The 10,442-nt window shown below is 33.6% G+C and carries 10 protein-coding genes and 1 pseudogene; 8 read left to right on the top strand and 3 right to left on the bottom strand.

Annotated features, from left to right (window positions below; translation table 11 throughout):
- The first annotated feature begins 15 nt into the window (after positions 1-15).
- Entirely contained in the window at positions 16-924 is a 909-nt protein-coding gene (locus tag HRG09_RS23760; protein WP_174103252.1) for an iron-hydroxamate ABC transporter substrate-binding protein, read from the top strand.
- Between the two features lie 89 nt (positions 925-1,013).
- On the opposite strand, the gene HRG09_RS23765 is transcribed toward HRG09_RS23760, so the two are convergent.
- Entirely contained in the window at positions 1,014-1,670 is a 657-nt protein-coding gene (locus tag HRG09_RS23765; protein ID WP_174103255.1) for an IS6 family transposase, read from the bottom strand.
- Between the two features lie 519 nt (positions 1,671-2,189).
- On the opposite strand from HRG09_RS23765, the gene HRG09_RS23770 reads away from it, so the two are divergent.
- Positions 2,190-2,540 carry an SH3 domain-containing protein gene (locus tag HRG09_RS23770; protein WP_174103257.1) on the top strand — a complete coding sequence of 117 codons (351 nt, stop codon included), beginning with the start codon at positions 2,190-2,192 and terminating at the stop codon, positions 2,538-2,540.
- Between the two features lie 156 nt (positions 2,541-2,696).
- Here HRG09_RS23770 and HRG09_RS29175 read toward each other — a convergent pair.
- Positions 2,697-2,798, bottom strand: a pseudogene (locus HRG09_RS29175) (IS6 family transposase); the annotation flags it as partial.
- 261 nt (positions 2,799-3,059) lie between these two features.
- Here HRG09_RS29175 and HRG09_RS23775 point away from each other — a divergent pair.
- Genes HRG09_RS23775 through HRG09_RS23785 form a run of 3 tightly spaced genes read left to right on the top strand, consistent with a single transcriptional unit; the run spans position 3,060 to position 4,940 of the window.
- Positions 3,060-3,440, top strand: coding sequence for a GntR family transcriptional regulator (locus HRG09_RS23775; protein WP_174103259.1), 381 nt, complete (start codon positions 3,060-3,062; stop codon positions 3,438-3,440).
- Positions 3,437-4,318 (top strand): ABC transporter ATP-binding protein, encoded by an 882-nt coding sequence (locus HRG09_RS23780; protein WP_174103261.1) that lies wholly within the window; start codon positions 3,437-3,439, stop codon positions 4,316-4,318. Before HRG09_RS23775 ends, HRG09_RS23780 begins: the two co-directional genes overlap by 4 nt.
- Positions 4,299-4,940, top strand: coding sequence for an ABC-2 transporter permease (locus tag HRG09_RS23785; protein ID WP_174103263.1), 642 nt, complete (start codon positions 4,299-4,301; stop codon positions 4,938-4,940). The genes HRG09_RS23780 and HRG09_RS23785 overlap by 20 nt, the downstream gene beginning before the upstream one ends.
- Before the next feature lie 663 nt (positions 4,941-5,603).
- On the opposite strand, the gene HRG09_RS23790 is transcribed toward HRG09_RS23785, so the two are convergent.
- Positions 5,604-7,040, bottom strand: coding sequence for an IS4 family transposase (locus HRG09_RS23790; RefSeq protein WP_174103265.1), 1,437 nt, complete (start codon positions 7,038-7,040; stop codon positions 5,604-5,606).
- Between the two features lie 214 nt (positions 7,041-7,254).
- Here HRG09_RS23790 and HRG09_RS23795 point away from each other — a divergent pair, with 214 nt between their 5' ends.
- From HRG09_RS23795 to HRG09_RS23805, 3 genes are all read left to right on the top strand, one after another.
- The gene (locus HRG09_RS23795; RefSeq protein ID WP_174103267.1) at positions 7,255-7,839 is read left to right on the top strand and encodes a TetR/AcrR family transcriptional regulator; all 585 of its coding nucleotides are present in this window, start codon (positions 7,255-7,257) and stop codon (positions 7,837-7,839) included.
- A gap of 15 nt (positions 7,840-7,854) precedes the next feature.
- On the top strand, positions 7,855-8,634 hold the full coding sequence (locus HRG09_RS23800) for a nucleotidyltransferase domain-containing protein (RefSeq protein WP_174103269.1): 780 nt from the start codon (positions 7,855-7,857) through the stop codon (positions 8,632-8,634).
- A 130-nt stretch (positions 8,635-8,764) separates the two neighbouring features.
- On the top strand, positions 8,765-9,727 hold the full coding sequence (locus HRG09_RS23805) for an MraY family glycosyltransferase (protein ID WP_174103270.1): 963 nt from the start codon (positions 8,765-8,767) through the stop codon (positions 9,725-9,727).
- Positions 9,728-10,442 lie beyond the last annotated feature (715 nt).

Below are 10,442 nucleotides of genomic sequence, written 5' to 3' on the forward strand. Positions count from 1 at the left end.
CAAAGAGGAGAATGTATGAAAAAGAAACTTACTATTTTATTTAGTATCATGTGTATTTTAATAATATCAGCTTGCAGTCAAACAAAATCAAATGAAGGGAAAGCTGAAAAAACGACGAAAAGTAATGAACCCAAAATTGCTTCTATGTCTATCCATTTAACGAATAATTTGCTAGCACTAGGAATTACACCAGTAGGTTCTGTTGTTGGTGGAGATTTAAAAGATTTCTTACCACACGCAAAAGATCAACTGAGAGATACGAAGAAGCTCGGTGTTGTAACAGACCCGAACATGGAATCATTACTTCAATTAAAACCATCTGAAATTTATGTTGATGAAAAATATGCTGGGGAAGATTTAGCGAAGTATGAAAAAATTGCAAAGACACATTCTTTCAACTTAGATGAAGGTACGTGGAAAGATCATTTAAAGCAAGTAGGTAAACTTGTAAACCACGAGAAAGAAGCAGAAAAATATATTCAAAACTATGAAGAGCAGACAAAACGAGTAAAAGGCTTAATAGATAAAGAGTTAGGAAATAACGAAAAAGTAATGGCCATTCGCGTTACTGCAAAAGAATTACGTGTATTTAGTACGAAAAGACCGATGGGGCCAATTTTATTCCAAGATTTAGGATTACAACCTGCAAACGGTGTAGAGAAAATTGATGGAAACCGTCCGTTCGAAGTGATTTCACAAGAAGCGTTACCTGATTTTGATGCGGATGCAATTTTTGTTGTCGTAAATAGAGATGACAAAGCAAAAGCGGCATTTAAACAACTTCAAGAAACAGCAATTTGGAAAGGTTTAAAAGCTGTTAAAGGTAAGCACGTATATATTATTCACGATCAACCATGGCTTGATTATTCAGCATTAGGAAACAAAATGGCGATGGATGAAGCTGAGAAAATGTTTATGAAGTAATATAGTTTTGTTGATAGGAAAGGTCCTCTAAATTTAGAGGGTCTTTTTTGTAGTAGGATCAGGAAAGCACAACGATAAAACTTATGGTTCTACTTGTTTAACATCTCTTCAACCGATTCTGTTGCGAAGTTTCGTTTATATAAAGCATGAATGGTTTCGATGTCTTTCAAGGTATGGGAAGCGTTGCGAAGATTTTGAAATCCTGCAGATTTAGCAAAGCGTCGCTTTATATGACTATGATCCTGTTCAATACGATTGTTCAAATACTTGCTTGTATAATGAATAGTACGTGCATAAAAGCCTTGTTCCTTTAACTTGTTCAATGCACAAAGTAATGCTGGTGCTTTGTCTGTAATGAGAACCGTAGGTTCTCCAAAATGTTTTACTAATCTTTTCATGAAGGCATAGGAAGCCTGATGATCCCGTTTTTTACGAAGTTGAATATCCAAAGTGTGCCCATCTTTATTAATTGCACGATAGAGATAACGCCATTCTCCCTTAACTTTGATATAAGTCTCATCCAAATGCCAAGATAAGCGTGCAGATTTATTTTTCACTTTCCAAATTTGATAGATGAGATTGCCATATTCATGAACCCATCGCATGATGGTTGTTGGGTGAACTGAAATACCACGTTCTTTCAGGATTTCAGATACATCGCGATAACTTAAAGAAAAACGACAGTAGTAGCTGATAGCTATTAAAATAATATCTTTCTTGAATTGTTTTCCTTTAAAATATCTCATGTCTGATTCTCCTAGATCCTGTTTTCTAGAGTGTAGCTTCATGTAGAAAACTTTGCAACAGAACCAATACAGCTATACTTGTCACCTAATAAAAGCTTGCAATGGATCGAACTTCATACAGAATCTAAACAAATTGATATACATACTGTTGTAGCAGTGATGGAAGAAAAATTACAGCTCTTATACAGGAGGGATATTCGTAAAACAAGATAGTGCATTGGTAGATATTGCAATACTATCTTCAGATGTTCACTCTAGCCTTCTATGTCCAGCTAAAAAACTTATGTATTTTCTAAAAAATAATGCAAAAAATGAAATCATCTTGAGCTGACAAGCTATTTATAATCTTAATTCCTATAACGAGAATTATGTAAATACGAAACCCCTTCAGCAAGTAAATTGAAGGTTTTTTTTCTAGATACAGTGACTACTGATAAGTGGGGTCATGTTAACTTGATGTATATAGGGTATGTAATCTTTTAGTTATGATAAAGTACTAAATAAAAGGGGGAGATGTATGTGGATTATAAGGTAATTCAAAAGCATGAAAGTAATTATCCGAATCCTATTTCATTAAAAAAGGGAGAGATTATAAAAGTGGGAAACAAATATGAAGGTCCTGAAAACTGGGATAATTGGGTATATTGTCATACAAAAGAAAATGAGGGCTGGGTTCCAGAACAAATTATAAAGAATGAAGGCAAATCGGCTTTTGTATTAGAAGATTATATAGCTAAAGAACTTAATGTTGAAGAAAAAGAAATCATTTCAGAAATTAAGGAACTAAATGGTTGGTTATGGTGTAAAAGAAAAACTAACGATGAAAAAGGTTGGCTACCTAAAAGTAAATTAAAAGTGTTAGATGAGTGATACAAACTCTTTATTTATGAATTTTTGAATGTATACTTTTCTTGGTTTTTAAGCTTAAAACAGCTGAAGTAGAATAAACCTGGTAAAATTAAGGAAATGGGTTCTGTTGCAAAGTTTTTCAAGAAAAAAACAGGGGAATGAATGTATGAAGAAATATTATGCAGCTACCAATAATTGTTGTAATTCATGATACATCGAAAAGGCGGAATCTGTTTGAAGACTTCGCCTTTTCTTGTATAAAGCATGAACAGTTTCGATGGTTCTGTTGCAAAGTTTTAAACGCCCCCAAAAATATAGAATGAAAATACAATTGTTCCAAATAAACACTATAAAATATACAAGAACATGTATCGTATACTCATTATTTTCGGTTATTTTTCAACTTTGCAACAGAACCATTCTTCCTACACTAACGTACCCATTAAGTGCATTAGTTCACATTGCCAGAGAAGTATTTTAAGTATATAGTGTGTATTATTATGATACACACTATAATTTTAAGGTAGGCAAAATAATAATATGAAGATATTGATTTCAAACATATCCGACAAACCCCTGTACCAGCAAATTAAAGACCAAATAAAAGATGCTATTTTCAAAGGTGAGATTAATGAAGGTGATCCTCTCCCATCTATTCGAAATTTTGCCGATGACTTAAAGGTAAGTGTTCTTACTATTCGCCGCGTTTACGATGAATTAGAAGAAGAAAGGTTTATTACAAGTCAAGTGGGCATTGGTACTTTTGTCTCTATCGGCAATCTTGAGCTGATTCGAGACTCTAAACGCCATCTTGTTGAGCAAATCATGCAAGAGTTAATTCAAACCGCAAAGACATTGAAAATTACTAAAGAAGAGTTAAATGAAATGATGAATATTCTATATGAGGAGGATGGACAGTGAGTAGCATTTTAGAAGTAACAGGGCTAAATAAATCTTATGGAGATTTTTCTCTTTCTGATGTTAGCTTTTCCTTAGAGGAGGATGTCATTACAGGGTTTATTGGTATCAATGGAGCAGGGAAAACAACCACAATACGGACAATACTGGGACTTGTAACAAGAGCATCAGGTACTATTAAATTATTTGGAAAGGATATGAACAAATATGAACAGGAATTAAAGGATCGTATCGGAATTGTTTTGGATGATGGAGGCTTTTATGATGAATTGTCAATGGCAGAAATGACAAGCATTATTTCCCCTGCATATTCAAGATGGAGTGAACAAGATTACAAAACCTTTATGGAACGCTTTTCCCTAAACCCACGCCAAAAGATTGCCACCTTATCAAAGGGGATGCGTATGAAATATTCATTGACTTTAGCACTTTCCCATCAGGCAGACTTACTGATAATGGATGAACCTACAAGTGGATTAGATCCCTTAATCCGAAGTCAGCTTATGGAAATCTTGAAAGATTATATGAAACAAGGAGGTAAAGGGGTTTTCTTTTCGACGCATATCACTTCTGATTTAGATAAAGTTGCAGATATGTTAATTCTCATCAACAATGGTAGGATTTTATTTGAGGAAGAAAAGGATATGCTGATTGATACTCACCGTTTGGTAAAAGGCGATATAAAGGATTTGACTGATGAAACCAGAAACTTGTTCTTGAATATTCAAGAAACAGAATTTGGTTTTTCGGGTATCACCAATCAATTGTCGAAGATCCAAAAAAACATGCACGACATTCTGATTGAAAGACCTACAATTGAAGATATTATGCTGGGATACATAGAAAAGGAGACAAAAAATAATGTTATTACATCTCGTTAAAAAGGATATTCTCCTTGTCAAAAAATACTTACTATTTACGTTGCTTATAGTAATTGCGATCCCACTATTTATTATGGCTCGCATTCCTGAATTTTTAGGTTTTAACGCCTTTCTAATTTCAGTGATTTTTGCAGAATTTATGCTCTATCAGTATGTATCGATGGCAGAAATGAAATACCCTAAAGCTACCGCGTTACTATGTGGTACGCCATATCCTCGCAGCATGCTTATAAAGGCAAGATATGCTTTTCTTCTTTTGATTTTTGCCTACTGCTATGTAGCATATACCGTATTAGCACTGTTCGTGCCTAAAGTTGAATATCTTACCCTGTTAAGCATACTTACTGCTCTGCTGATTACGACAATATTATTTGGCGTATATACACCCATACAGTATAAATTAGGTTATGAAAGAACAAAGTATTTCTTCTCAATTGTTATTGTAGCAACACCATTTATCTTGCCGGCACTATCAAAGGTAGATATCAAACTCGATTTTAGTGAACTATCTGCAATGTCTATGTTAGCTAAATGTTTGATACTGATTGTGGCTGTTATCGCTATTCTTTGTATCTCCTTGATTGTATCCATTAAGATTTATTCAAAAAAAGATTTATTATAACTGTTAAAGAAATATTATCAAAAAAAAGGAGGAAAGAGAGTATGCCCACTTTACCAACACCAATAGTAATACTTTGTGTATTATTTCCCTTTGTATATTTTGGATATAAGTTTTATAAAAATCATAGAAAATAGTAAACTTGAGAAATCAAAGTTACCACTTTAGAATAGATAGCTCAGGGTTTATGACTTCTGCTTTTTCTTTGTAAAGGAATCGAAAACGACACAGGTTAGCTAGGTAAAGTGACTTGAAAAGAGTAAAACTATCGTATATAAGTGCTACCAAGTCATAAACTTGGACTGGAATTCTATCAAAATACCTTCATAACTAAAGCAACGTTGCATAGACGTTGCTCATTTTCGATTATTCTGACCGTTACTATAAATACACAATTTTACAATCTCCTTTAAAATTTAGCATAGAGGGGTCATCATACATGTCTATCTCCCGAAAAGAGTGAATAAGAAAAAATAACGTTTTTTTGTACTTAGGGGTAGTGAAAATTCTTAAGTTGATGGGCATAGGGTTACCATACATGCCCATCAACTTAAAAAGGAAAATAAAATGAGCTTTCGTTCATATTAACGAAAAAAAACTTAAAATATTTTGTGTCCTTAAAAATGAACATACCAAATAAACCTAGATAGGTATCATTTTTAAAAATTATGCTGCTTTCTTTTGTTTTCCAAGTCCACTATACTCATAGACAACGCCCATAATATCAAAGACTGTCTTTTTCTCATATCTATGAGATTTCCGTCCATTCTTCTTTAGGAGGTGGAATAGGCGGATTAGAATCTTTGTCATTTCTATGGCGCTTTGTCGTATAGCTTGGTACAACAGATGTAAATGATCTTGAATCATTCCGATCGCTTTATATTCGCTTAATTCTCTTTTCTTCTTTTTCAAAAGAAGTTGACGCATTTTAAACATAGTAGAGGAGCACAGGAAAATAGCGATTAGCTTTCCATATAATTGGCACTCTAATCGTTCCTGTTTTACATGACGATAATCGTCTATTTTGAAAAGTGATTTCCACGTTTTAAAGATAATCTCTATTTGCCAACGTAAAGTATATAATTCATGTACCTGTTCCATCGGAACCCATTCCCAAGGTATATTCGTCACGTACACGTTTAATCCAGCTATCAATTTACTTTTCTCTGAGTACGTTCTATTTTTAGATTTTTCTTTTTCTGCAATCTTCGCTCGTCGTTTTTGAAGTTGCTCTTCTGTTAATCGATTAAAAATAACATGTGCAAATAGTTGTTGTTTATCACCGATATAAGCATGTTTTAATTCAAATGTTTCTCCAGGCTGTAGTTGTTTCAAAATCTGTTTCACATCGATTTGTATGTATTCCGATTGTTTTTTAATGGCTCCATTTTTAAAGTATTCTGGGGTTGGATTTTTCATATATACATTCGTATTTAGTTTTAAACGAGAAATATAATATGTACCTCGTTGATCCATTTGATCTAAGTCTTCCAATGAAAAATAACCTAAATCACGAATACATAAATCTCCTGGCCGTAAGGTATCTAAGCACTCTGTACCAAAGGTTTTGTCATTATTTTTCCCTGGTCCAACTTGAAAATTAAGAAATTCCCCACTGTGCAAATCATATTCTAATTGAATTTTGATTCCGGCTGTTTGGGCACATCCTCCAGAGCCTGGATATACATCCTCTAAAGCATTTGGTACTTGAAATACAGTGGCATCTAGGATGCGAATCCGCCCAAAATAAGAGAAAAGCTGGTTAGAGATTTGCGTTTGTTCACATACTTTTTGTTGTAACAGTAAAGAAAAAATATGTTTTAAAAACAAAACTGCTTTAGAGTTTAAACGTTTATTTAAGCCCTCAGGGCTGAGTAAAGTACCAGTGGCTGCATGAAGCCTACTACATAATCGTACTAAGGGATCACTTGCTACTCGTTGACTGATCCAAATACAAATCGTAGCTAAGTCTGAGCCAGAAAACTTACGTTTTCGCTTTATAAATCCGATTTCTCTTGCAAGTTTTTCTAACAATACAGGTGTAATATATCGCTGTAATTCTTCTACAAATGGTTGTAGTTCATCTTGAATCGAGAGATTCATAAGAAAGCGTCATCCTTTCTGTAATTTCTACAAAAAATATAGTGTTTTTTTCGTTATATGGATACGAATTTATCTTAACTTGATGGGTATTTATGGTGACACCTAATAGATAAAACCAACTCTGTGCGTTAAAACGTATTTACTTCCATATGTAATTCATTTATATTAAATAAATAAACGTTTATTTATTTAATATATTGTGAGGGGATTATGAATGGCAAGAACAGTCAACAATCAACAGCGACTAGAGAAGCGAAATGTCATATTAAAAGAAGCAAAAAGGCAATTTCCAAGAGAGGGTTTTTCTAAGACTACCCTTTCTAGTATAGGGCAGGCAATAGGTATTAATCCTGCTACGATTTTACTGTATTTTCCTAGCAAGGAGGACTTGTTTGAGAATACCGTTAAAGAAGCATTTCAAGAGACTAGAAAAGGACAACTGTATTTACCAGAAAGCCTAGAATTGTCAGAGCACTTAGAGCAGATGGTGAGGCATCACGTGAGGAAATATCGTGAAGATCCATCAAACCTACGAATTTTACAATATCTGTTTTCCCAATCTGGTAGGTTTCCGGAGCTAGAGCAAGAAGCAGTTTTCATCACTTATGAGTTTGTAGAGAGAATGACTGAATTGTTGAAGAAGCGCTCTAGTCTAAATGAAACCGAACAAGAACTTCGCGATAAAACGTGGGCTTATTTATCTTTCCTAAGTGGATTTACGATGATTATGCTTGAGCCTGAAAAATATCCATTATGGGAAGGGATTGTAAAACAAGGAGTTAAGCTAATTGAAACATAAAGGAGTTAAAGAAATATGATCCATAACGAAGTCAAGAAAGTAATGATGCTCTATAGTAGCAGGTTGAACGAAATGTTTCCAAATCAAGTTCTTGGTGTCTATTTATATGGATCAAACGTTATAGGTGCTTTTCATCCTGAAAGCAGTGATATTGATTTTGTTACAGTTTTTAATCAGGAATTGACGGGCGAAGAGTTAATAAAACTATCGCACCTTCATAAGAAGGTTAGAGCTAAATGTCCATTGGTCAAAAAGTTTGAATGTGAGTACTTATCCTTGGATGAGCAGAATCAATTACATTTACATAAATCTTTCCCGTTTTTTGAGGGTACAAAGTGTAAGGGAAAAAGAAAGCTTATGAAAATTGCGGTTTATCAGCTTGTTCATGATTCATATGCTGTTTACGGTCCGAATTTTTCTACTTACTACTCTAATATTGATTGGAAGGATGTTATGCAGGAGATGGAGTACAATCTTAACCACTATATAGCGAGTAAAGCTTCCCGAAGCTATTTGTTTTTATGCGATTTTTGGATTGAGTTCATTGTTTTAACCTTATGTCGAGTGTACTATACATTGAAAACAGGAAAGATTACATCAAAGGAACTGGCCTGTGAAGAAGTGATCAAGGACTTTGATTTAAGGTATTCTGACATTCTTCATGAGGCACTTAGAATTAGAGGGAGAGTCCAAGCCAAGTCCAATTATAAAAATCGCTGGGAACGAAAGAATGCAACGATCCATTTTATAAACTCTTTGAGAGAGTATTGTAATCAAACTTTTTTATCTAAATAAATGTGCAGATTTCCCTACTTTTTTTACAAAAGACAATTTCATTAATCCTGCTTCTTTAACTAAAATGCCAAATAGTTTAAGTATAAACCTTCACAATTAGTTATTTTTCTAAAGAAAGGAATAAATTGATATGTATGGGGTTTTAATAGGTTTGTTTGCTTTTGCAGTTACATGGTTTTCAGTACCTTTTATAATGGAATTTGCCGTTAAATGGAATTTTGTTGATATACCTAATAGCAGAAAAATACATAAAAATCCAATACCCTTATTGGGTGGGATTGGTATTTTTTTAGGTTTTCTTGCTGCAGTACAATTAACTAAAATATTGGGATATAATTTTGATACTGCCAATATTGCTATCATTTCTGGGAGTTTTTTACTAGTTATTATAGGTTTAATAGATGACTATTATAAAACTCGTGGAAAAGATTTTCCGGCATTACCGAGGCTACTAGTACAAATTCTAGCTGCTTACCTGGTAGTTCATTTTAGTGGAGGAATTGTAGGTTTATCTATACCTTTTACAGAATCTAAGTTTGTTTCCTTCTCATCAGAAATTTCAATACTGTTAACAATAGGTTGGATTGTAATGGTGATTAATGTTTTTAATTTTCTTGATGGATTAGATGGCCTTGCAGCTGGTATTGCAGTAATTTCTGCTGCAACTCTTGCATGTGTTGCTTTAGTTAAAGGAGAATTAACTTCCTTTTTTTGGGCTGTAGCATTAGCTGGTGCAGCTTTAGGTTTTCTAAAACATAACTTTTTTCCAGCACGTATAATTATGGGAGATGCAGGATCAACATTGATTGGTTTTCTATTAGGATCTATATCTGTGATTGGCACAATGAAATCAGCTACCGTATTCTCTATATTTATACCTGTATTTGCTTTGGGAGTTCCTATTCTTGATGGATTACGTGTAATAATACAGCGTACGTTAAAAGGACAAGCTCCTTATAATCCGGATAAAACTCATGGACATCATAAGTTACTTCAAGCAGGTTTTTCTCAATCTCATGCAGTCATGGTTTTGTATTTAATAGGAACTTGTTGTTCTTTAATTTCTATTGTAATTCTATTATTGGATGTATAGATAAATTATTTATTATGAGAAAAAAGATTTTCGGACTAGTAAGAGATATCATTACTATATCTATATATTATAGGGATAGCGCCGCATCGCTATCAACTTAACGAAAGGAAATGTCCCTATAGCTGTCAACCTAACAAAAATAAACTACCCCAGAACGCAAAAAATGAGTTGAATTCCCTTAACTAGCAATATAGAGATAAGGTTAAGTTTTAGGATACCTCAAAAGATTAGGTTGATAAGCATATGTACTACCGGCAAAATGTTGATATTATGTATTATCAAGATTTAAATTATAAAAATTCTTATGAAATGAAAGAGAGTACATATTAGCCATGTGTGATATGCACTCTCCTTTTATCAAATTAAAGAACTAGATAGATTAATAATAAGAAGCATAATCAATCTACTCTCTAATAATCCTTGTATAGGTAATATAGGGGTAGTACCATCGCTATCAAGCTAAGCTCATACAACGTCAATTATAGTAGAGGGTGTTTCTTTTTTTAAAAGGCTACGTGTAGGGAATTTAAAGATCTGCATACGAAATAAACCCTAATGGGTTTCATTTTTTTTGATTTAAGCCGCTTGATTATTAGACATGGTACAATTGTAAACGACACCTAATATATCAAAGACTGTTTTCTTCTCATACCTATGAGATTTTCGTCCGTTTTGCTGTAGGAGGTTGAACAGGCGAATGAGAATCTTTGCTAGC

It is taken from the genome of Bacillus sp. Xin1 (assembly GCF_013314535.1).
Lineage (GTDB): Bacteria > Bacillota > Bacilli > Bacillales > Bacillaceae_G > Bacillus_A.